At 60.7% G+C, this 24584-nt stretch carries 10 protein-coding genes; 5 read left to right on the top strand and 5 right to left on the bottom strand.

The window, feature by feature from the left end:
• Nucleotides 1-12 precede the first annotated feature (12 nt).
• The 5 genes from AB7M26_RS19120 to AB7M26_RS19100 all read right to left on the bottom strand — a co-directional run bounded on the left by AB7M26_RS19120 (nucleotide 13) and on the right by AB7M26_RS19100 (nucleotide 5487).
• Nucleotides 13-1284, bottom strand: coding sequence for an OmpP1/FadL family transporter (locus tag AB7M26_RS19120; protein WP_123494981.1), 1272 nt, complete (start codon nucleotides 1282-1284; stop codon nucleotides 13-15).
• Between the two features lie 52 nt (nucleotides 1285-1336).
• Nucleotides 1337-1876 (bottom strand): thioesterase family protein, encoded by a 540-nt coding sequence (locus AB7M26_RS19115; RefSeq protein ID WP_368731956.1) that lies wholly within the window; start codon nucleotides 1874-1876, stop codon nucleotides 1337-1339.
• Nucleotides 1877-2364: 488 nt separating this feature from the next.
• Complete coding sequence (locus tag AB7M26_RS19110) at nucleotides 2365-2985, bottom strand: TetR/AcrR family transcriptional regulator (RefSeq protein ID WP_123494982.1); 621 nt, start codon at nucleotides 2983-2985, stop codon at nucleotides 2365-2367.
• An 841-nt stretch (nucleotides 2986-3826) separates the two neighbouring features.
• Complete coding sequence (locus tag AB7M26_RS19105) at nucleotides 3827-5245, bottom strand: diaminobutyrate--2-oxoglutarate transaminase (protein WP_123494984.1); 1419 nt, start codon at nucleotides 5243-5245, stop codon at nucleotides 3827-3829.
• A gap of 26 nt (nucleotides 5246-5271) precedes the next feature.
• Nucleotides 5272-5487 (bottom strand): MbtH family protein, encoded by a 216-nt coding sequence (locus AB7M26_RS19100; protein ID WP_007895672.1) that lies wholly within the window; start codon nucleotides 5485-5487, stop codon nucleotides 5272-5274.
• A 200-nt stretch (nucleotides 5488-5687) separates the two neighbouring features.
• Between AB7M26_RS19100 and AB7M26_RS19095 the strand changes: the two genes are divergently transcribed.
• The 5 genes from AB7M26_RS19095 to AB7M26_RS19075 are packed head-to-tail and all read left to right on the top strand — an operon-like array spanning nucleotide 5688 to nucleotide 24580.
• Nucleotides 5688-6674, top strand: coding sequence for a TauD/TfdA family dioxygenase (locus AB7M26_RS19095; RefSeq protein WP_123494985.1), 987 nt, complete (start codon nucleotides 5688-5690; stop codon nucleotides 6672-6674).
• A 1-nt stretch (nucleotide 6675) separates the two neighbouring features.
• Nucleotides 6676-15606 carry a non-ribosomal peptide synthetase gene (locus AB7M26_RS19090; RefSeq protein WP_123494986.1) on the top strand — a complete coding sequence of 2977 codons (8931 nt, stop codon included), beginning with the start codon at nucleotides 6676-6678 and terminating at the stop codon, nucleotides 15604-15606.
• An 8-nt stretch (nucleotides 15607-15614) separates the two neighbouring features.
• Nucleotides 15615-18731: a non-ribosomal peptide synthetase gene (locus AB7M26_RS19085; protein ID WP_123494987.1), complete on the top strand. Its 3117-nt coding sequence runs from the start codon at nucleotides 15615-15617 to the stop codon at nucleotides 18729-18731.
• Between the two features lie 23 nt (nucleotides 18732-18754).
• Complete coding sequence (locus AB7M26_RS19080; protein ID WP_429385758.1) at nucleotides 18755-23521, top strand: amino acid adenylation domain-containing protein; 4767 nt, start codon at nucleotides 18755-18757, stop codon at nucleotides 23519-23521.
• A 3-nt stretch (nucleotides 23522-23524) separates the two neighbouring features.
• A complete protein-coding gene (locus tag AB7M26_RS19075) occupies nucleotides 23525-24580 on the top strand; it encodes a TauD/TfdA family dioxygenase (RefSeq protein ID WP_007895666.1) in 1056 nt (351 codons plus the stop codon).
• Nucleotides 24581-24584: the final 4 nt, after the last annotated feature.

Below are 24584 nucleotides of genomic sequence, written 5' to 3'. Positions count from 1 at the left end.
CGGCATGTCGCGTTAGAAGTGATAGCTGATTGAGGTACCGAAACCGCTGGCACTGTTGCGGTATTTGGAACTGTACGCACCACGGGTCGCAGAGGTTTCGTTGACCCGCACGCTCTCTTCCTGCAAGTAGGAATAAGCCAGGTCGATCGTTACATCCTGTACCGGCGTCCAGCCGGCACCGAAGCTGAGCACTGTGCGGTCACCGGTTGGAATCCGAGGCCCACGGTTGGTGTTGTTGGCCGGCGACTGATCGACCGACAAGCCTGCGCGCAGCACCCACTGATCGTTCAGCTTATACGCCGCGCCGATTGCATGGCCCCAGGTGTCATGCCAGTTCTGTTCTTCTCTGACAGTACCCAGCGCGCCGCTCAGCAGCGCAGGCAAGCCTGAGTTCTCGATGGTCAGCTCCTTGAAGCGACTCCAGCGTGTCCAGGTGCTTCCCAGATAAAGGGTCCAGTCATCATTGAGCTGATGGGTGAGCGAGAGATCAACCGACTCCGGGAGGTCCACATCCAGCGACGCGTCATAGCTACGCCCGCTGACCCCCACTACACTGAAAATCCCGCCAGTGAGCTTGGACTTGGCGTCCAGGTGATAACTGACCTTGGAGTGATAAGTCAGCCCCAGGCGGGTCTGGTCCGTGGCCTGCACCAGGATGCCGGCATTGAAGCCGAGCGCCGTGTCATCGCCGTTGCTTTTCAGCTTCCCATCGTTGCTGCCGGGGCTCAAAGGATTGGGCACCATCCCGGAGATCTCACCGCTGATCCGGTTGATGGTCGGACCGAACCCAATCGACACCTTGTCGTTGAAGGCATAGCTGACGGTGGGCTGGAAGGTCAGCGTCGTCACTTCGCTTTTGTTGCCGTAGTAACGCCCGGCAAAGTCGCTGCCATAATCGGTGATCAGACCAAACGGCACATAAAAGCCAACGCCGACGGCCCAGTGCTCATCCACCGGCTTGACGTAGTAACCCATCGGCACCGTGGTGGTCGGCACCATGTCACCGTCTTCCTGGCCGCCGAAAGTGCTGCGTGTCTGGCTGATATCGCTCTTGGCAAACAGCGTCGCAGCGCCGAGGCTGACCTGCTCTTTCTTCAAGCGAGACATGCCCGCCGGATTGCCGAAGACGGTGCTCGCATCTTCAGCCGAGGAAGAGCGGCCGGCGAATCCCGACCCCATCCCGCTGATGCTTTGTTCGTTCAGCGCAAAGCCGCTGGCAAACACTTGGGATGATGCAAGCGCAACGGCGAGACTCACGGGGGTCTTGAGCAAGATTCTTTTCATTATTAGGACTCGAGGAACAATTGCAGAGGTGGTGGAACAGTTTGTTTTTGTACTAGGCAAAAATCGCCACGGTCTGGCGCGCCCAAAGCACCCGCCGACCGCTTTCGTCCCAGATCTCCATATCCTGTAACGAGTAGCCCTCCAAGGCCTGTTGGCTGAAGGAACTGATGAGAAACCATTCGCCGGCCACGGCGGGCTGCGGCAGATCGATTGTCCAGGAAGCCGAGCTGATGGCGGCAGGCTCTATAAAGCACGTCATAGCGGCAGGCGGCAGACTGTCAGCGAGGGCGATCAGGGCCACCGCCGGGTCAACCCCCTGGGCATCGAGGTGACGGACCCACATCAGCAACTCGGGATTTTCCGCACCGGATACCGGCAGTGAGCCGCCCGCGGGACGCATCTCGAAGTTGAACGCGCAGGCAGGCGCAAAGCTGTTGTCCAGCTCCAGCGTGCTGTACCGCGACGGCCCCTCTACCAACGGGCATCCCCACGCCTCATGGGTAATTTTGCTGGCTCGTGGTTGAGCGAACAGCAAGGTCGTGCGCAACGCCAGTTCATCGCCCGACTTGCAGTCGACCGATACCGAAGTCACGGATCGCCCTTGGCGCAACACGCTTGTATTGAACACCTGGGGCTGCGTGACCGGACCTATGAATGACACTTGCGCCGACTTGATGGAGGAAAGCCCTGCGGGCGCTCGCGAAGAACCGCCTCCAACGACAACGCCGCCGACAGGCCGCCAAAAATCGTCCGGCCCTGCTGCCAATTGGACGGAGAAACAAACGGCACGCCCGGATCAAATTGCGCCAGCACCTAAGCAAAGCTCGTCATATCAACGCCCACCCTGCGCACTGAACGCGTACTCGAAGACGGAATCGGAATGGAATGGAATGGAATCGGAAAAATGTCGATGCCGACGCATGTTCATGGCAATCCCTCAAAAGCCGATGCGCCATATTTATTCATGTGACCTTTTGTGTCATTAGTCACAATTTGAGCAAATGGAAACTAGAAAGCCAGATGCAAACCAAATGCAAAAAAGTTATTTAGATTGGTGTGGCTGCATCACTGCAGCCACACTCAGGGCATAAGGCTACGCAGGATGAGGTTCGAGGTAAGCGTCGGCGCGACCTCGACGTGATCAAGGCTATGCTGGAGCAACAGAGGATTGACGAAAGGCCGAAGGGTCAGGTGTATCGCTTCTACGGTTTCATCCAGGGGAGTCTTGCGCTCAAACTCTCCACTTTCGCGCCCTTCGCGCACAACCTGTACTACAAACTGCTTGATCCGTGCGTCATACACCAGCGAGCTGGGCCAACGCTCCGAGGCGGCGAATGCAGCGATATCATAGAGCTTGCGGTCGTTAAAAAACAGGTCCAAGCCCGTAGTGATAAGGGTCTTGACCAAGCGACGAAAGCGTTCTGTCGAAGAAATCCCCTCTTCGCTGATAGCCTGCTCCACGGCTGCGACGATTTGTGCCAGGCAGCTTGAGCAAATGGCCTCACCAATCGCTTGCTTGGAATCGAAGAACTTGTAGATGTAAGCCTTGGAAAACCCGATGGCTTTGGCCAAGTCGGAAACCGTGGTTTTGCTGTAACCGTATTGGCTGAAGTGCTCATTGGCCGCCGCGACAATCTGGTCTCGAATGTCGTGATCAGCTGGGCCCCGGGCGCCGGGCGAAGAAATTGGTGGATGGTTCATTCCTGTAGCTTACGCACCCCAAAGGTGGTTGACAACTTGTGACTTATTTATAGCATAGTCACACGCCGCCATGCCAGACGTAAGCATGCTGGCCTTGCTATGTCGGCATATGGATAGGGTACACCACCGCTGGCCGTCACATTGAGCGTGAGGCCGTCACTGTCACCGGTCAATACCAGTGATTTGGGCGTGCCGAATCGACATTTCCGAGAGCGCCATCGCGAGTTCCTGAACAGAGTCAGGGCCGGACACTCATCTCGGTACACAAACTGCTCCAGCAACAAACCGACTCCGTACGCATCAGAATCCTGGACTTAATCCTGGACTTAAACGCACTGGATGGTGCTGGATTTCAGTGGTTCCCGCCGGGACGAAAAAAGGACCCGAAGGTCCTGATTTCAATCGCTTACAGAATTCAGTGGAACTCTGTAGCGCAATATTTGGAGCGGGAAACGAGACTCGCATCTGGCGTCCGACCCATTGAAATTTAAGGAATTTATTATATTCCTGAAGTAGGAATGGACTTGATTCTGGACTTGTTTTTTGGGTGCATCAAGAGCAAAAAATGGAATTATCCAAGGCACGCACCGGGGTCTGCCCATAGCCAAACGGAGGAATGGTAATCAAGCTGCGCCAACCCATCGAAACGTCAGCGCATGTGACGCCGACGGCGATTCAGTTCCAGGTTCCTGCGGCAGGTGAGACCTCCATGTTCCAGCGCCAGTACAGACAGCCGTGCCAATAGCCATTGCGCCCTTGGTCGAGAAGACGTCCGGAAGCTTGACCAGCCACTCGCCTTTTGCGCGGGCCTTCTGAGAAAATCCGCCGTGATGGGTCTGGCTCAGCCCCTAAGCTCCGAATCAAGGCATGCATTACCCAACGCGAACTGAAACTTCTCTACCAGCAGATCAATCTCGGCAGCCTGGATTGTTAACGGCGGCAAGAACCGTACGACAGCCCCGTGGCGCCCACCCAGTTCAATAATGACGCCCTCTCGCAGGCATTGCTGTTGAATGGCCTTTGCCATCACGCCGTCGGCCGGTGCCACACGCGCGCCTTGAGCTGCCGTCGAGACGATTTCGACACCCACCATCAGGCCACGTCCGCGAACCTGCCCGATGCACGGGTAATCACGCTGAATCTGCCGAAGCTGAGTCATCAAGCGCTCGCCCATGACCTCGGCGTGGGACGCGAGGCCTTGTTCCTGGATATAGCGCAATGTTGCCGTACCCGCGGCCATGGCCATCTGGTTGCCGCGGAAAGTACCTGCGTGGGCCCCCGGTTTCCAGAGGTCCAAGGCTTCACGGTAAACCATGACCGACAACGGAAGACCACCGCCGATGGCTTTGGAGAGGACCAGGATGTCGGGTTCGATCCCGGCATGTTCAAACGCGAACATGCGTCCGGTACGGCCTAATCCGGTCTGGACTTCATCGACGATCAACGCGACACCATGCTGCTGGGTCAGCTTGCGCACCCCCTGAAGCCAGCGAGCCGGCGCTGGAATCACGCCGCCTTCCCCTTGTACCACCTCCACCACAACCGCAGCGGGTGGAAGGACTCCGGATTCGGGGTCCGTCAACAATTGCTCGATGTAACTCAGCCCTGCATCGATACTCGCCTCGCCGCCAATATTGAATGGGCAGCGGTAGTCATAGGGATAGGGCAACACTTGCACGTCGGCCATCAGCGAGCCGGGCAATTGCTTGGGCCCCAGATTGCCCATCAGGCTCAATGCACCTTGAGTCATACCGTGATAACCACCGGAGAAGCAGAAGATGCCCTTGCGACCCGTCGCGATCTTCGCGAGCTTGAGGGCCGCTTCAATCCCGTCAGCCCCCGTCGGCCCACAGAATTGAATGCGTGCTTGCGCAGCGAACGCCGGCGGCAATGCCGCGAACAGGGCCTCGACAAACGCATCCTTGACGGGGGTGGTCAGGTCGAGTGTGTGTAAGGGCAAGCCGGAATCGAGCGTTGCTCGCATTGCATCGATGGTCACCGGATGGTTGTGACCGAGCGCCAGTGTCCCGGCCCCGGCCAGACAATCCATGAACACCTGGCCGCGCGTGTCGAGCACATAGAGTCCATGGGCTTCTTTAAGGGCCAACGGAATACGTCTTGGATAAGAGCGGGCATTGGATTCGCGAACGGCCTGGCGTTCAAGCAGGTCGTCCGGCTTGAACTCACGCGGTGGCTGCTGGCGGAAATGTTCGAGGGTAAAAATCGAGCCGGAGTCAGTCCAGCGGTGAAGACTTTCCATACGAATGTCCTTGTATAGGCGAGCGTTCAGCGCTGTGGGGTGGCTTGCAGGGCCATACGCAAACTGAGCGGACGCATGTCCGTCCATTGCTCCTCGATCCAGGCCAGGCATTGCGCCTTGTTGCCTTGCTGGCCGGCCGCACGCCAGCCCTCGGGTAGCGCCTTGTAATCCGGCCAGATCGAATACTGCTCCTCGTGATTGACCACCACGATAAAACCGCTTTCAGCATTGTCCCAACTCATTCCCAGTTCCTTGTATGAGGGTTATCCAATGAAGCCTGACGACTGCGAGAGCGGATGATTCTGGCAGCCAAAAATCAATAATGCGAATGTTAATAAATATTATTAACAACTGTCAGTAGTATCGGATAGTATTTCTCGCCTCAAGAAAACGCACTGCAAAGTGGCGTTTTGACACATGACCGAATAGAAGGAGCAAGCGCATGGGACGGGAAGTCGAGCACGCAACAGGGTTATCCGTGCGCCCACTTCTGGTGCACAAAACGTTGCCACTGCTGGTTGAACCGCTCGAGCGCACACGCCCGTGCCTGGGCGAGCTTCACGCGTTGGTTGAGGATCAATTGCACAAGGCCGGCGCGCTGCTTCTGCGCGGGTTCGACGTTCTCGGGGAACATGCCTTTCAAGATCTGGCTCGCGGTTTTGGCCATGAGTTACTCAATTACGAATTCGGCTCGACACCTCGTAAAGCGATCGAGCAAGGTGTCTACACTTCTACCGAATACCCCGCCCATCAAACCATTCCCCTGCACAATGAGCAGTCCTACACCCTGCAATGGCCTCTGAAGATCTGGTTCCATTGCGTCCAGCCCAGTGTCGAGGGTGGCGAAACACCTATTGCCGACAGTCGTCGCATCTTCCAGCAGCTCGATCCCGCCTTACGCCAGCGCTTCAGTGATAAACGCCTGATGTACGTGCGCAATTATGGCAACGGCCTGGACTTGTCCTGGGAGCAGGCCTTCAACACTGAGGACCCTGCGGTGGCCGAGGCCTACTGCCGGGCCAATCGCATTGCGTTCGAATGGAAAGACGATGGCGAACTGCGCACCCGCCAGATATGCCAGGCCGTTGCCCGTCATCCGAAAACCCAGGCGTGGGTCTGGTTCAACCAGGCGCACTTGTTCCACGTCTCCAATCTTGCGCCGGCGATTCGTGAAAGCCTCATGGCGGTTGTCGATGATGATCCGCTCGATCTGCCCCGCAATGTCTATTACGGCGACGGTACTGAGCTGGAAGAAAGTGCACTGGAGGAAATTCGTGGGGTGCTGGCCGAAAACAGCGTTTATTTCCCTTGGGAAAAAGGCGACGTCCTGATGCTCGACAACATGCTGGTCGCCCATGGGCGCGCCAGCTTCAAAGGGCCCCGACAAGTGATCGTCGCCATGGCCGAACCTGCCCAGGAGCAAAACTGACATGACGTCCACCCCCTTACACCTGGCCAGCCCCGGTCAGCAGGCTCTATGGCAGTTTCACCAACTCAACCCGGCCAGTCATGCCTACAACATGGTTGCCGCTCGCGAGCTGCGGGCGGACCTGGACGCCGCAACACTGTGCGCGGCCTTCACACGCGTCGTCGAACACTGCGAAACGTTGCATTGCGGCTATCGGGAAGTGGATGGGCAACTGTGGATGTTGCGTCCCGAACAGATCCGGGTCAGTGCAACCTGGGAGCACCTCGACGACCTCGATGCGGCAGGGGTCAAGGCGTGGATCGAGCATCATGCCGACCAGCCGTTCGACCTCGCATCGGCAAACATCTGTCGCTTGCGGCTGCTGCGCAATCAAGGTCGACTTTATTTATGCATGGCGGCGCACCACATCAGCGGCGACTTCCTGAGCGTTGAATGGATGCTCAAGCTGACCTTCGCCGCCTACCATGCCCAAGTCACTGGCGAACCGCTGGTCTTGCCAGAACCAGGCCTGTATTTCGAATGGTTGAACGATCACCGTGAGTTGCTGGAAGACAGCAAGCTCGCGTCCCTGGCCAGTTACTGGCAGGCGCAACTCAGCGGGCCCCCTGCAGCCCTGGAGTTGACACCGGACCGCCCTCGCCCGCGCACCCCAGACTACGAAGGCGACGAATTCGAATTACTGCTCAGTAAGTCCCAGAGCAGCCATCTGCGAACAATGGCCGATACTCACAATGTCAGCCTGTTTGTGTTACTGGCCGGGCTGTTTCAGGTGTTCATGCATCGCTGCAGCGATCAGGACGACTTCCTGATCGGTACGCCGACCATGGACCGGCACAAAGCCAAATACAAAAACCTGATGGGCTTTACGCTCAACAGCCTGCCGCTACGCGCCCGTTTCGAGCACAACCCGACCCTGACCGATTGTTTGCGCGACATCGCGCAACAAATGCGTGAAGGCTTGCGTCATCGCCGTTATCCAGCGGTGCGTATGCAGGAAGACGTCGGCAACGGCCCGTTGTTTCGCTGCATGCTGACGTACATGCCCAGCCGTCGCGACGAGCAGTTCGGCGAATACAGCGTGCAAGAGCATCTGTTCACCCAACGCGGCGCGGCCAATGACCTCAATCTGCGCTGGCAGGACGACGGTGTCCAATTGCTGGCGCAATGGCGCTATCGCACCGATCTGTTCGATGTGCAGCGTATCACCCGTCTGGCCGAAGATTTCGTCTGGTTTGCCGGCGAGGCTCAGCAGATGCCCGAGGCGCGGGTCAGCGACCTGCCGGCCTGTCCGCCCTCAACAGCATCGCGCTGTCTGGGGTTGAACAGCCAACCTGCCTTTGCAACCGCTGTCGAAGCGTTCGAACACCAGGTTCGCACGCATTGTGATCGAACCGCCCTGAGCGATGCCAACGGCTCGCTCACTTACGCCCAGCTCGACCAAGCGGCCGAAGCATTGGCACAACAGCTGCGTAGCGCCGGAACAGGCCCAGGCCAAATCGTCGCCTTGGTCCTGCCCCGGGGCCGCACACTGATGACGGCCATGCTGGCCAGCTGGAAACTGGGCGCGGCTTATCTGTGTCTGGACCCGGCATTGCCTGAGTCACGACGTCAGCAGTTGCTCGATAACAGCGCTGCCAGCGTACTGATCGGCCCCGATCAAACCGTGCGCTGCCTGACCCAAGGCACAGGCATCGCACCCATGAATGCCGCGCCTGCCCACCCTCAACAACTGGCCTACCTGATTTACACCTCAGGCTCCACAGGCACGCCAAAAGCCGTGCGCGTGACCCAGGGCAACCTGATTCACTACGTCGACGGGGTGATGCAGAGTCTGGCACTGAGCGAAGACGCCAGCCTGACAGCCTTGGCCAGCGTGGCCGCGGACCTGGGCTACACCGCCTGGTTTGGCGCGCTGTTGACCGGACGAACCCTGCGCCTGATCGATGAGCAACTGGCCGCTGACCCCGAAGAGTTGGCGCAAAGCCTGGCCGCCGCGCCAGTCGATTGCCTGAAGATCGTACCTTCGCACCTTAACGCCCTGCTCGCGGTCGCCGACCCACAGCGCCTGCTACCGCGCCAATGCCTGGTGCTGGGCGGCGAAGGCCTGGACCTGACGCTGGTAAAGCGCCTCCAAGCGTTGTCGCCGGGCTGCCGGATCGTCAACCACTACGGCCCCACGGAAACCACCGTCGGTTGCCTGACCCAACCAGTGAACGAGTCCGACGATACCTTTTCAGGTTTTGCGCCGATTGGCGCGCCACTGGCCAATGTCAACGTTCACGTGCTCGATCGCTACCTGGACCCGATGCCACTGGGCTGCGCCGGCGAGCTCTATATCGGTGGCGCGGGTGTTGCCGATGGTTACCTGGGGCAACCCGGTCTCACCGCCGAGCGGTTCATCCCCAATCCGCTCAGTGGTTCGGGTCAACGCCTTTATCGCACCGGTGACCGCGCGCGACTGCTGCCTTCAGGCGTCGTAGAGTTCCTTGGACGTATTGATGATCAAGTGAAGATCCGTGGCTTTCGCGTTGAGCCAGGGGAAATCGAAGCATGTCTCAGGGCCTGTGATGGCGTGCGCGAGGCGGTCGTGGTGGCCCGGACATTGGGCGACAACGATGCCGCAAAACTGATCGCTTACCTGGTGCCGGACACCGGGATGGATCGCGAACAGTTGCGCCGACAACTGGCGGCGCAACTGCCTGAGCCGATGTTACCGAGCCTGTATGTCGAACTGACCGAACTGCCACGCCTGGCAAACGGTAAAGTCGATCGACACAACCTGCCCACCCCGGAACAGAGTCAGCGACAAAACACCCTGGACATAGCCCCCCGCGATCCGGTCGAGGCGTTGTTGATGGAACTGTGGTGCGCCCTGCTCGGCAAGTCCTCGCTGTCGATCCACGATGACTTCTTCGCCTTGGGCGGCGACTCGATCCTGGCCCTGCAATTGATCGCCGGCGCGCGCAAGGCACAACTCAAGTTCACCCCCAAACATTTCTTCGCGCACCCCACCATTGCCCAACTGGCTGCCACGCTGGATTCACCCCTCAAGCAGTTGGAAGCGCAATTAACTGCCCTGTGGCGTGACGTCCTGCAATGCACCGACCTTGGCCGCGAGGATGATTTCTTCGCCGTTGGCGGGGACTCGATCATTGCCCTGCAGTTGATTGCAAAGGCACGCAAGCAAGGCCTGCGATTCAGTCCAAAAGAGCTTTTCGCCCACCCGCGCATCGAAGCGCTGGCCAGCCTGCTCAGTCGCCGCGAACCGGCGGTGGCACCTGCGGCGCCTCAAGCACCGGCAAATCCACCGGCGGTTTTCTCCCTTAGCCCTATCGAACGCGAGGCGCTCGACGCCCTGGCCGGTACCGAACTGGAGGATGCCTATCCGCTTTCGCCGCTGCAAAAAGGGCTGTTGTTCCACAGCCTGCTGGAGGGCGGCAATGGCGTTTATGTCAACCAGCTGCAAGCCGAATTGCAAGGCCCGCTGGAGCCCGCGCGATATCTGGCCGCGTGGCGCGATACCTTCGCCGCGCATCCATTGATGCGTACCGGGATCCTCTGGCAGGGCCTGGAGGAACCCCTGCAAGGGATCTATCGCGACCTGCACTTGCCGGTACAACAACTGGACTGGAGCACACTCGATGAGACCCAACGCCAGCAAGCCATGGCCGATTACTGCCAGGCTGACCGTGCGCTGGGTTTCGATCCGCAGCGCCCGCCCTTGCAACGCATCGCGCTGATCCACCTCGACGAGCAACGTACATGGCTGGTCTGGAGCCGCCATCACCTGATCGCCGATGGCTGGAGTTCGGTGATGTTGATGGAAGAGATACTTGCCCGTTACAACGGCATTGCGGTCAACACCCGGCCACCCTACCGCGACTATATCGACTGGCTCGCTGCGCAACCGCAAGCCCAGAGCCAGACCTACTGGCAGCAGCACCTGGCAAGTTTCGAAGGCGCAGGGTCCCTGCCCGTCCTGAACGCTACGGAAAGCGCGGCAACGGCGGTTTACTACACCCGCAATCTGCAACTGAGCGAAGCGCAAACCACAGCGTTGAACAACCTCGGGAAAAACACCCGAGTCACCCTCAACACGCTGGTACAGGCAGCCTGGGGTTTGCTGCTTGCGCGTTATAACAACCAGCCTGACGTCATGTTCGGTGTCACCAGCAGCGGGCGGCCGGGTGACCTGCCAGATGCCGGGCAGATGCTCGGCGTCTTCATCAACACACTGCCGTTGCGTTTGCAGGTTGACTCCGGATTGACCTTGGGCGACTACCTGCATCAGGTCCAGGCAATCAGCGTCGCAATGCGCGAACATGAGCAAACGCCGCTGGCCGAAATCCTCCAGCAGCACTCACGAGGCGCCGGACTGTTCGACACGCTGCTGGTGTTCCAGAATCTGCCGGCCCTCAGTGAGCGGCAACTGCAATCCGGTGAATTGACGCTCAAGGTCATGGATAACCTTGAGCAGACCAGCTACGGCCTCACGGTCGAAGCCCTGCCCGGACGCCGCCTGGAGGTGCTTTTCAGCGCCGACAACCGACGCATGCCGGTCGAATCGCTACAGACACTGATCGATCATTTGCACCGGCTCCTGATCGCCATGGATACCGCGCCCGACACCCGTCTCGAGCAGCTGTCGATCATGACCGCCGACGAACGCGCGCACCTGCTTGACTGGGGAACCCATCGGGCCGATTACAGCCTCGAAGACAGTTGGGAGCAACGGGTGGCCGCCCAGGTGGCCGCCCACCCTCAGCGATTGGTCGCACGTTGTGCCGATCAGTCCCTGACGTATGCCCAACTCTGGCAACGCTCGGAAGTCATGGCCCGTGGTCTCCAGGCATTGGGTGCGCAACCCGACCAGCCGATCGCCTTGCTCGCCGACCGGGGCATCGACTGGTTATGCCTGATGGTCGCGACCTTGCGCGCAGGCTGTGCCTGGCTGGCGCTGGAACCCTCTCAACCCCCGGCGCGCTGGCAACAGGTGCTGGCGCGGCTTGAGCAGCCGATGGTGATCTGCACACCCGAGTACGCAGAGCGCCTGGCTTCGGTCTATCAGGGCAAACACGCCCTGCCGCACGACCTGGTGGAAATGAGTACCGTTGGACGTCTGCCGCAACAACCGGCACGTCAGGATCAACTGGCCTACGTGCTGTTCACCTCCGGCTCCACCGGTCAGCCCAAGGGCGTGATGGTCACTCGCGCCGGCATGCTCAACAACATGTTGGCCAAGCTGGAACCGCTGGGTCTGAACCAGAACGATGTGATCGCCCAGACCGCACCGGCCTGTTTTGATATTTCTGTCTGGCAAGCCCTCACCGCACCGCTGTTCGGCGCTTGCGTGGAGATCATCAGTGACAGCGTCGTACGTGATCCCCAGGCACTGCTCCAGGTCCTGCGCACGCGCCACGTCAGCCTGTTTGAGCCGGTACCGGCGTTGTTACAGGCGATGCTGGAAAGCCAGGCCGACCAGCCGGTGTCATTGCCGGATCTGCGTTGGGTGCTGCCCACCGGTGAAGCGCTGCCGGTGGCAACCACCCAGCAATGGTTCAGCCATTACCCGCACATTCCATTGATGAACGCCTATGGTCCAGCCGAGTGTTCGGATGACGTGGCCTTCCAGCCATTGCGCAACGCGCCCGATCAAGGCACCAGTGTGGCGATCGGCCGGCCCACCGCCAATGCCGAACTGTACGTTCTGGGCCACGACCTTCAACCGCTGCCCAAAGGCGTGGTCGGCGAACTGGCCATCGGCGGCATCGGCGTCAGTCGCGGCTATTTGGCGGACCCCTCGCGCACCGCCGCCAGCTTCATTCCCAATCCGTTCGGCGAGGCAGGCAGTCGTCTTTACCTGAGCGGCGATCTGGCGCGCTGGGGTGACGACGGCGTGTTGCAGTATTTCGGACGCAAGGATTTCCAGCTCAAACTGCGAGGCTTCCGCATCGAACCGGGAGAAATCGAAGCGCATCTGGAGCGTCATCCAGACATCCTTCGCGCCATGGTGAGCCTGCAACGATTGGGCAGCAGCGAGATGCTGGTGGGCTATTGGCAGGGTCGTCACGGGCACGCACTCACTGATGCCGCGCTGGCCCAGTTCGTCCGCGACGGTTTACCCGCTTACATGGTGCCCTCCCTGTGGGTGCAGATGGACAGCTGGCCACAGAACGCCAACGGCAAAATCGATCGCAAGGCCCTGCCGACACCCACACTGGACAGCATCGAGGTCGATCCCCCGAGCAGCGCCAACGAACACTTGCTGGCCGAACTATGGGCGGCGCTGCTGCCGCCCCAGACACTGGGACGCAACAGTCATTTCTTTGAAGCCGGTGGGCACTCACTCCTGGCTACCCGCCTGATCGCCCGCATTCGCCAACGTTGCGGCCTGGAGCTGGCGCTGCGCAGTGTTTTCGATGCGCCGCTACTGTGGCAACAGGCGCAGTGCCTGGACGCCCTGTCGGCACAACCGGTTAACGCCGCCAGCGCGCCAGTGTTGCGCCCCGTCGAGCGCCAGGTGCACATGCCTCTGTCCCTGAGCCAACATCGTCTGTGGATGATCGATCGCCTGCACGGGCCATCAGCGGCCTACAACATGGCCGCCACCCTTAGCCTGCAAGGTGCGCTGGACATGAACGTCCTGCGCGCTACTTTCAATGCCCTGCTAAACCGTCATGAGGTCCTGCGGACCGCCTATTCGGACATCGACGGCGAACCAGTGTCCTTGATCGCGACGCACCTTGAAATGGACGTGCCGCTGCGCGATGTCTCGCATCTCGATGCCGGGCAGCGCCAGGCCGTGGCCGATCAGGAAAGCCTGGACAACCTGCGACGCCCCTTCGACCTGGCACAGGTGCCCTTAATCCGCGCGCGGGTACTCAAGCTCGACGAGCATCAGCACCTGTTGTTCCTGGGCTTGCATCATATGGTCGCTGACGGCTGGTCGGTCGGCGTACTGATCAATGAGCTCAGTCATGTCTATACCGCGCTCCAGGCCGGCAAAGCCCCGCAACTGGCTTCATTGCCGGTGCAATACGCAGACTATGCGCACTGGCAGCGTGAGTGCCTGCAAGGTCCAAGCCTCGATAACGAAGTGACCTTCTGGCAGGAACAGCTGCGCGGTGCGCCACACGTACTCGCGCTACCCACAGATTGGCCGCGCCCGGCCCAGGCCGATGCACGGGGCGCAGCCAAAGCCCTGGAAATTCCCGCGCCACTGCTGGCACGCCTCGATGCACTGGCCCTGGCTGAAGGGGTCACCCTGTATATGGTGCTGCTCAGCACCTTCGAATTGCTGCTGCATCACTTGACTGGCAAAGATGAGCTGTTACTGGGCACTGACGTCGCCGGTCGCGACGACGCCAGCCTTGAAGGTTTGATCGGCTTCTTCGTCAACGTCCTGCCGCTGCGCTCGCGTCGAATGAGCAACGAGCGCTTCAGCGATTTCCTGGGCCGTACCCGCGACACCTGCCTGCAAGCCTTCGAGCATCAGGCGCTGCCGTTCGATCGTATTGTCGAAGCCTTGCAAGTGCCCCGCGAACGCAGCCGCAACCCCTTGGTGCAAGCCCTGTTCGTCCTGCAGAACACGCCCCAGGCTGAATTTGCCATCCCCGGTCTGGAAGTGCACCAGCTACCCCCGGCGGAACGCACCAGCAAGTTCGACATGGCGCTGTTCCTTGAGCGCCAGGGCGATGTCATGCGCGGCGACTGGGTCTACGCCCGCGCACTGTTCAAGGGCGAACGTATCGAGACCTTGATCCGTGCCTGGCTGAGTCTGCTGCAACAAGTCGTCGAGCAGCCCCTTGCCCCCCTCACTCATTTCACCATCACATTGCCCTCTGTGGAGTCATCTGCCTTGGCTAATTCGCCCTCGCCATCGAGCAAACTCGACAAGTTGAAAAAGATGCCGGCCCGCGCCACAACGCCCAAGCCGCTGATCCGGACCGCCGCGCTGCTGCCGGGACGGGAATTCCCCTTGATGATCGAACCCTGTGTGCCGGACCTGGATCCAGTGGGATGGGCGCAAAGCTCCCGGGACCTGATCGATACCCTGCTGTGCCAGCACGCCGGCCTGCTGTTTCGCGGCTTTGCCCTGGACGACGCCAAGGCCTTCGAAGCCTTCGCCGAGGCCATCCATCCCGGTCTGTTCGGTGGCTATGGCGACCTGCCGAAGAAGGAAGGTGGACGCAATATCTACCGTTCCACGCCTTATCCCGAGCGGGAGATGATCCTGTTCCACAACGAGAGCTCGCACCTGCCCCGCTCTCCACGCAAACAATGGTTCTTTTGTGAACAACCTTCGCCTGTGGGTGGTGCGACGCCCATCGTTGACTGCCGCGAATTGTACCGTCGCTTGCCGACAGCCCTGGCCGAAAGGTTCGAAAGCAAAGGGTTGCTTTATGTGCGTACGTTCACCGAGCGCCTTGATGTCAACTGGCGGGAATTCTTCAAGACCGAAGATCGCGACGAGGTTGAGGCCCAGTGCCGGTCCAGCGGTACCGAGTTCCACTGGCTGGCCAATGATGAGCTGCAAACCCGCACCCGTTGCCCGGCGGTGATCCACCACCCGCTGAGTGGCGAGCGCAGCTTCTTCAATCAGATTCAACTGCACCACACCTTTTGCCTGGACCCTCAGGTACGCGAAGACTTGCTGCGAATGGTCGGTCAGGAACGTATGCCACGCCAGGTGTATTTCGGTGATGGCAGCCCCATCGACCACGAAACGATGTCGCTGATAGGTCGGCTCTACGAAGAATGCGCGGTGCGTTTCGACTGGCAACAGGGCGATGTGATCATGCTCGATAACTTGCTGGCCGCTCACGCCCGTGACCCCTTTGAGGGCCCGCGAAAAATTGTCGTCGCCATGGGGGATCTGCATGAGCCGGCTCGCCTGGCCAATTACAACAACGCAATGGAACTGCAGGATTGAGCCCTACCATGTGCAATAACCAGGAAGCGAACCACGATCTGCCCCTCAGCGCGGAGCAGTCCGTCGCCTTGCAAAGCAGCCGCCCGTCCGTGCATCTGGGCATGACCCTTGAAGGCCTGCTGCACCCAGGGCAGCTGCATAAAGCGTTGCTGCAAGTGATCGAGCGCCATACCAGCCTGCGCACGGCGCTGCGTCCTTCGAGCCTGTATCGAAGCCTGCGCCAGCACGTCGTGGCGCCTGCGCTGCAATGGCATGTTCTGGAGGCTGGTTTGTCCGACACCGAGCAGCAACAGCAAAGCGCTGCGCTGCTTGAAGCGCCGTTTGCCATTGAAAGCGGTTGCCTGGTTCGCGGCATCTTGCGTCAGTTGGCACCGGCCCAATGGCGCCTAGACCTGCTGGTCGCTGCCTGTGCCAGCGACCGGCTCAGCCTGCAAAATCTGTTCAGTGAATTGGCCGAACTCTACGCACGCCCCGCTACCGTGCAGGAGGAAGCGTTCCAGTACTCGCAGTACGTGGAATGGCGCAACGACCTTGATGCCGATGACGAAGCCCTGAACGGTCGCGCCTACTGGGCCGCGCTGAAACTTGCGGACACGCCACCGATGCACCTGGGGTCGCGTCACGAGCCGATGGGGCAGCGTAGCCTCCCGATGGTGAGTCAACGCCTGCCCGTCGAATTGCATCACGCACTGCAGCAACTCGCCGATCAATGCCAGCAACCGCTGGGGACAGTGCTGCAAGCGGCGTGGTGGTTACTGTTGGCACGTGTTGGCGGGCATTCGGTGTACACCGCCGGCTGGCAACAAGATTGCCGTGTCGACTACGACACCCTGGCCAACGGAATCGGTGTCTATGAAAAAATCCTGCCGCTGGTGCTCAAACCCGACCTGAACGGCACGTTCGACCAGTGGCTGCAAAGCCTGGCCAGTCAACTCAACGAACACACTCAACAACAGGAATACTGGAGCGTCGCCGACCCGGCCCATACCCGCCATCGCAAAGTCGGTTTCAACCTGGCAAGCCACTGCCAGGACATCGACAACGCAGGCCTGCGCTGGCAAGTCGATACGCTGCCCGGTGTCGATTCATGCTTCGAGCTGGCGCTGCAAGTCGTGCTGGATGAGCACGGTCCGGGGCTGACAGTCAGCGTCCAGGCGCCCGGCGCGCACTATGGCGACGAAGCGCTGCAATGCTTGTTGGAGCAATACAACTGCCTGCTACGTGCCTTGCCCGAAGGGCTGAACACCCGCACCATGCTCGAGCTGCCGCTGAGCAACGCCGAGCATCGGGCCCGCCAATTCCAGTTGTGCGGCCCCAGCCGCGACTTCGGTTCCCGGACACTGCCTCAGCGACTGCTCCACTGGGCGCACAACACGCCGGATGCACCGGCCTTGCAGGTCGACAGCCAAACCTTGAGCTATCGACAACTGCACGAACAAGTCGAGCAGTTGGCCGGCGCCTTGTGCGCACGAGGTATTGGCCGTGAGTCGAAAGTGGCCCTGCTGCTGCCACGCTCGGCGGACTTGCTGCTGGGTCTGTTCGCGGTGCTGCGAGCCGGTGCTGCCTACATCCCTCTGGACCCGACCTGGCCGGCCGCTCGCCTGGAAAAAATCCTCGGCGATGCGCAGCCGCAACTGCTCATCGGCTCTGCCCAGGGCGTGAGCATCTCCGAGCTGCAAGACTCGGCGATTGTCGCTGTGCCTTCGACAGATAACATCTCGCTCAACGACACGGCTTATCTGCTCTATACCTCTGGCACCAGCGGTGAACCCAAGGGCGTGATCATCGAACACGGTCATTTGCTCAACTACACCGCGGCGGTCAGCGAAGCGCTGGACCTGGCCCATTGCAAACGCTTCGCGCTGATTTCCTCGGTGGCTGCGGACCTGGGCAATACCACGCTGTACGGCGCGCTATGGAACGGTGCCTGCATGGTGCTGGCCAGTGACGAAGCCAGCCGCGATGCCAGCGCATTCGCGCGTTATGTTCGCGATCAACGTATCGACTGCCTGAAAATCGTTCCGTCACACCTGGCGGCTCTGCTCGAAGACCAGGCCAGTGTCTTGCCGGATGTCGTGATATTGGGTGGCGAACCTTGCCCGGGCGCACTGCGCCAACGCATCCAGCAAGTGGCCCCCAATAGCCGGGTACACAATCACTACGGCCCGACCGAAACCACGGTCGGCGTACTGTTCAGTCTCAGCCAGGAGTTCGAAAGCACTGCACCGCTGGCCCTGGAACAGGCACTGGCAAACACCCGCGCCTATGTCCTCGAGCAGACCCCGGCAGGTCTGCAACCCGCGCCGCTGGGTGCCCTGGGTGAGGTGTATCTGGGCGGCGCGCAAGTCAGCCGTGGTTATCTGAACCGAGCGTCTGATGCGTTTATCGACGATCCATTCACCCCCGGCCAACGCCTGTATCGCACGGGAGACCTGGCACGGCTGTCGCCCAACGGGCGCTTGCACCTGGCGGGCCGCAGCGATCAGCAGATCAAGGTTCGCGGCTTTCGCGTCGAACCCGGTGAATTGGAGGCGGCCCTCCTGAAGCTGGCCGGCGTCAGTCAGGCAGTGGTGCATTTCACGGGCGGCAAGTTACTGGCCTACGCCGTCAGCAACCGTGAAAACGCTGACTTGCTCGCCGAGTTGCGCACGTCGTTGCCCGACTACCTGACCCCTTCGCAAGTGCTGCGCGTGCAGGCGTTGCCGCGCCTGGCCAACGGTAAGGTCAATTACGCCGCACTGCCCACACCCGATAGCCTGACTGAACGCCGAGTCGAGCTCGCGCCAAGGGATGCACTCGAAGCCCTGCTGGCAGATCTTTACCAGGAACTGCTGGAGCGCGACAGCCTGAGCATCACCGACAGCCTGTTCGATCTGGGCGGCCATTCCTTGATGGTCATCAAACTCTGCACGCGCCTGCGCAGCCTGTTGCAACTGGAAGTACCGCCGGGGCTGGTGTTCGACAACCCGAGCATCGCGACATTGGCGCAGGCGTTGCGCACCCAGGAAAGCCAGCCGGGGCGACTGCTGAAAATCGCCGAGCTGCGCCGCACCCTGGCCGCGATGTCGCCCGAGGAACGCGCCGCCTTGCAGGCACGCGCCAAATCCGCCAGCCCTTCTGTCTGATGACCCCAGGACGCAATCACGCTATGGAAATCAACCCGCATCAACTGGCAGAGCGCATCGCCAGGCTCACGCCCCACAAACGCGAAGCGTTTGCCGCGGCACTGGCGGCGCAAGGCATACAACTCAATCGCTTGCCGATTGTCCCGTCTCCTGACGAGGGGCCGCGCCCGCTGTCCTGGGCCCAGCAGCGCCTGTGGTTTCTCCACCGTCTCGACCCCGACAGCAGCGCCTACAACATGCCAGCCGCATTGCGCTTGCGTGGTGCACTCAACATCGGCGCCTTGCAACACGGCTTCGATCAACTGGTGGCACGGCATGGGATTTTGCGCAGCACGTTTCACGAAGCCGAGGGCAAGGCGCATCAGATCATTCACGAGCAGTTGCCATTGGCGCTGTCGCTGATCGATCTTTCAGATGAACCCGACAGCGATCGCGAATCACGCCTGCAACACCTGATCGATAGCGAAACCAACCGCACCTTCGACCTGCAACAGGCGCCACTGCGCTGCCTGCTGGTAAAACTCAGCGACGACGAGCATGTGCTGATCCTGACCGCACAACATATCGTCGCTGACGGCTGGTCCCTGGGGATCCTGGTCAAGGAACTGAGCGCGTTCTACAGCGCCGCCCTGGAAGGCATTGAGGCGCAACTGCCCGCGTTGCCGGTCCAATATGCCGACTATGCGTTGTGGCAACAGACCTGCCTGAGTGACAGCGCACTGGCTTCGGAACTGAACTATTGGCGCAAACATCTGGCGGGGGAACAACCCCTGCTGGAACTGCCGACCGACCGTCCTCGCCAGAAACATTCAAGCGGTCGTGGCGCCCGCCATTATCTCAGCGTCGACCCGACATTGACCGAAGGTTTGCGAGAGCTTGCGAAAGCGCGCGGCACCACATTGTTCACGGTTTTGTTGAGCGCCTTCAACGTTCTGCTGTATCGCCTAAGCGGCCAGACCGACCTGCGTGTCGGCGTGCCAGTGGCCAACCGCACACGTGTGGAAACCGAAGGGTTGATCGGCTGCTTCATCAACACCCTGGTCATGCGCTGCGAACTCAACGGCCGGCGCACCTTCAATGAGGTGATGGACGACGTCAACAACGTGCGGCGCAGTGCCCTGGAACATCAGCAACTGCCCTTCGAGCGACTGGTCCAGGCACTCGAACCTGAACGCCATCTTTCCCACTCCCCCTTGTTTCAGGTGATGTTCAACCTGCTCGACGATCACGCGCCGCGTCGCCTGCAACTGCCAGGACTTGAGATCGAGGAAATCGAACGCCAGCAGATGACCGCGCAACTGGACCTGGTGCTCAACGTGTCGGAGCGCAGCGACCGGCTTGAGGTGTGCTTCACCTACAATGGCGATCTATTCGAACATGACAGCATCGTCAACCATGGTCGGGCTTACGGCGCCCTTTTGCAGGGCCTGGTACAGGCTCCCGACGGCATGATCGGTCATCTGCCGATACGCGACGCCGAAGCCGAGCAGCGTCTGTTGGCGCAGTGCCAGGCTTCATTGCCGCTTTCGTCACTGCCCGAAATGGTCCATCTGCGACTGGCGGCGCAAGCGTCGAAAACCCCGGACAGCCTGGCGCTGATCCACGATGACCAGACTTGGACCTACGCCGAACTGCAACGCCGGGCTGACCATATTGCCCAACATCTGCTGGCGCTCGACCTGCCACCGGAAGCGCGCATCGGGCTGTGCCTGCCCCGGGGGCTGGACATCATCGCGGCAGTGTTCGGCACATTGAAAGCAGGGCTTGCCTTTGTGCCGCTGGACCCACAATTTCCAGCCGAACGCCTGGCTCACATGATCGACGATGCCGACATTCGCCTGGTGTTGGTCGACGCGTCCACAGCGCCGGTGGTCAAGCCTTATCAACGGCCGTGCCTGGACGTCTGCGCACTCCCGCCAATGCCTGGACTTCAACCCGTCATGGCGGGCCGGACTGTGCATCGCGAACAACTGGCCTATGTCATCTACACCTCCGGCTCCACGGGCAAGCCCAAGGGTGTCGCGGTCACTCACCGTTCACTGGCCGGTTATACCGAAGTCGCTCGCACCTATTACGGTGTCAGCGCCGAAGATCGGGTGTTGCAGTTCTCCACGTTCAACTTCGATGGTTTCGTCGATCAGCTGTTTCCTCCACTGGTATGCGGCGCCAGCCTGGTCGTGCGCGGCCCCGAGTTATGGGACAGCCGCGAATTCCTCGCCCGACTGTATCGCCATGGCATCACCGTGGCAGCCTGCCTGACCACCGCCTATTGGTACCAACTGGCCCAGGATTTCGCCCTGGACCCGGCTAACGCCTACGGTACCCTGCGTCTGGTCAGCGTCGGTGGCGAAGCCATGCCTCCCGAAGGGCTCAACGCCTGGCGCAAGGCCGGGCTGAGTCATGTCCGGCTGCTGAATATCTACGGCCCCACGGAGATCACCGTGGTGTCGAGTATTGAGGACTGCACCGAACTGCTGGCCAGTGAACACTTGCCACTGCAAATGCCGATCGGCGCCCCCTTGCACGGCCGCGCCTATTACCTGCTCGACCGCGATGACAACCTCGCGCCTGCCGGTGTGCCCGGGGAGCTGTGCATTGGCGGCTCATTGTTGTCCCGCGGTTATCACGACGTTCCGGGGCTGACTGCCGAACGCTTCTGCCCCGACCCGTTCGGCCCGCCGGGCAGCCGCCTGTACCGCACCGGTGATCGGGTGCGGCGCTTGCCCAACGGCACCTACGAATACCTCGGCCGGATCGACCAACAGGTCAAGCTGCGGGGCTTTCGTATTGAATTGGGCGAGATCGAATCACGCTTGCAGAGTCATCCAGAGGTACGCCAGGCCTTGGTGATCGTGCGTGAGGACCGGCCTGGCGATCGTCGCCTGGTCGCCTATGTGGTTTACCAGGCAGAACCCTTGGCACTCACCGCCTTGCGCGAACACATTGCCGAACACTTGCCTGACTACATGGTGCCGTCCGCCTTCGTCTCCCTTGAGCACATACCGCTGACCCCGGGTGGCAAGCTCAACAGAGCGGCGCTGCCGGCCCCCGATTATTCGCTGCAAGCCACACAGGTGCGAGGGCCAGATACCCCGCAGGAGAAGCAGTTGCTGATGCTCTGGCAAGAAGTACTCGGGCTGGAATCCATAGACCTGCACGACAACTTTTTCGCCCTGGGTGGGCACTCGTTGCTGGCCGCTCAACTGGTCACGCGAATTCGCCTGACACTGAACATCGAACTGCCCCTGCGGGCGCTTTTCGAAGCACCGACCATCGCGCAATTGGCGCTTGCGCTGTCCAGGGCCGAGGCCAGCAACGAGCAACCAATAGGGCCCGCCCCTGTCCCGTCTCATGGCCGGCGGTTGCTGTCCCACGCACAACAAGGAATGTGGCTGGTGCAGGCCATGCAACCCGAGAGCGCGGCGTACCACATCCCCAGCGCGGCGCGCTTGCGCGGTCACCTGGAGATCGACGCGTTGCATCAGGCATTCCGGGGGTTGGTGCAGCGCCATGAAGCATTGCGCAGCAGCTTCCACGAACGGGACGCGGAACTCTTCGTTCAAGTGCAGGCAGATATCGATCTGCCGATGCCATTGCATGACCTCAGCGCCCTGCCTGTCGAAGCATCCGAAAACGCGGCACGACGGTTGTTGATCGACCTGGCGACACGCCCTATCGATCTGCGCCAGTCTCCGTTGCTGCGTTTGCATGTGATCAAGCTGCGGGACAATGAGCACCTGCTGTTGCTGGTGTTGCACCATATCGTTTCCGACGGTTGGTCCATGGGCCTGCTGGTGAGCGAATTGACTCACCTCTATCGCACCGCCCTGAGTGGTGAAACTCCAACGCTGGCGCCATTGCCCATCCAGTACTGCGACTATGCAGCCTGGCAGCAGCGATACCTGGATGAGCCGATGCTTGAGCGTCAGCTTGGCTACTGGAAGCAGGCGCTTGGCGAACCTCAGCCGCCGCTGGACCTGCTCAGTGACAGGCCGCGCCCGGCGGCCATGAGCGGACAAGGTGCACGCTGGTCGTTCCAGATTGGCGAGCCCACCACCCAAGCCCTGAAACAGCTTTGCCTGACCAACGGGGCGACCTTGTTCATGGGCTTGCTGGGGGCTTTGCAGGTGTGCCTGTATGCCCAAAGCGGTCGCCAGTATCCGGTGATCGGCACCGACGTAGCCAACCGCAACCGCGCGGAAACCGAAGGGCTTATCGGCTTTTTCATCAATCAGTTGGCCCTGCGCGGCGATCTGACCGGCAACCCGACGTTCAGCGGGTTGATCCAGCGCCTGCGCCCCCAGGTACTGGACGCTTTCAAACATCAGGAGTTGCCTTTCAACAAGCTGGTTGAAGCGCTCAACCCGCCGCGCAGCCTCGCTTACAACCCGTTGTTCCAGGTCAAGCTGGTGCTGCAGAACCAACCGGCAAGCGTGCTGCAAATGCCGGGGCTGGAAGTTCTGCCCGAGCGCATCGAGCACGGCCAGTCACAACTGGACCTGCACCTCACCGTGGAAGAAGACCGGGGCGCCCTGGCCTGCACCCTCAAATACAGCACCGACTTGTTCGACGCGACAACGGCCGAGGCTTTCGCCAATGCCTTCAGCACGCTGCTGGAGCACGTCGTCACGGACCCGGAGCGACTGATCGACGACCTCGCCCAGGACCTGAAACGGCAAACGCATGAACAACGCATGAAGCATCTGAGCGCACGCAACGAGCAGAGCCTGGCACGGTTGGGCAGCGCACGTCGGCGTACTCGATTTACCACTGACTCTATGGAGGGATAAGACATGAATGGTCCCGCGACACCTACCTTGGGCGGCATGCGCCGCAAGCCGATTCGCCTGGATGAAGACGCACTGGTCACATTCAAGCCGCTCAATGACGGTCAGAACTACACATTGCTGTGCGAACCCGCCAGCCCCGGTGTCAGCCTGATCGCCTGGGCGCAGCGGCAACGGGAACTGATCGAGCGCAAACTCCTGGAACACGGCGCATTGCTGTTTCGTAATTTCCAGGTCGACAATGCCACGGCCTTCGACCAATGCATCAGCTCGTTGTCGGGCGGTGCGCTGGAGTACAAATTCAGGGCCTCGCCGAGGACGCAGGTCGATCCACGCCTGAACATCTACACCTCCACCGACTACCCGCAAGACCAGCGCATTTTCCCGCACAATGAACACTCTTACTCACCGGTGTTCCCGTTGAAGATTTTCCTGTGGTGCGACGTCGCCCCGCAATGGCGTGGTGAAACGCCGATCGGCGATACCCGCGCCATTACCCGTGGCATCGATCCGCAGGTACGCGAACGCTTCGCCCGCCTGGGCATCATGTACGTGCGCAACTACGGAGACGGCTTTGGCCTGCCCTGGCAAACCGTGTTTCAGACCGAGGACCGGGCGCAGGTCGAGGCCTACTGCGCCAGTGTCGGCATCCAGACGCAATGGAAAGACAACAATCGCCTGCGCACGCGCCAGGTCGGCCCGGCGTTGGTCCGTCATCCGCGCACCGACGAAATCCTCTGGTTCAACCATGCCACGTTTTTCCACGTCAGCACGCTGCCGGCCAGCGTCGGTGACGCACTGCAGGCTGACTTCGCCGATGCCGACGATCTGCCGCAGAACACTTTTTATGGCGACGGCAGCCCGATCGAGCCCGAGGTGCTGGAGCATCTGCGCGCCGTGTACCTGCAAAACATGATCGAGTTCAGTTGGCAACGCGGCGATGTGTTGTTGCTCGACAACATGCTCTCGGTGCATGCGCGCAACGAATACAACGGCCCCAGACGCATCCTGGTCTCCATGGCCGAAGCACTGAACAGCACAGACGTGGCGCTCAAGCCCTGAACCG

This window comes from Pseudomonas sp. F-14 TE3482 (assembly GCF_053629455.1).
The sequence above is the reverse complement of the archived record's forward strand: the minus strand, read 5'-3'. Positions and strand labels throughout refer to the sequence as shown.

Coding starts and splice junctions, on each gene's coding strand:
- AB7M26_RS19120 (WP_123494981.1), bottom strand. CDS start 1,284: ATGAAAAGAATCTTGCTCAAGACCCCCGTGAGTCTCGCCGTTGCGCTT.
- AB7M26_RS19110 (WP_123494982.1), bottom strand. CDS start 2,985: ATGAACCATCCACCAATTTCTTCGCCCGGCGCCCGGGGCCCAGCTGAT.
- AB7M26_RS19105 (WP_123494984.1), bottom strand. CDS start 5,245: ATGGAAAGTCTTCACCGCTGGACTGACTCCGGCTCGATTTTTACCCTC.
- AB7M26_RS19100 (WP_007895672.1), bottom strand. CDS start 5,487: ATGAGTTGGGACAATGCTGAAAGCGGTTTTATCGTGGTGGTCAATCAC.
- AB7M26_RS19095 (WP_123494985.1), top strand. CDS start 5,688: ATGGGACGGGAAGTCGAGCACGCAACAGGGTTATCCGTGCGCCCACTT.
- AB7M26_RS19090 (WP_123494986.1), top strand. CDS start 6,676: ATGACGTCCACCCCCTTACACCTGGCCAGCCCCGGTCAGCAGGCTCTA.
- AB7M26_RS19085 (WP_123494987.1), top strand. CDS start 15,615: ATGTGCAATAACCAGGAAGCGAACCACGATCTGCCCCTCAGCGCGGAG.
- AB7M26_RS19080 (WP_429385758.1), top strand. CDS start 18,755: ATGGAAATCAACCCGCATCAACTGGCAGAGCGCATCGCCAGGCTCACG.
- AB7M26_RS19075 (WP_007895666.1), top strand. CDS start 23,525: ATGAATGGTCCCGCGACACCTACCTTGGGCGGCATGCGCCGCAAGCCG.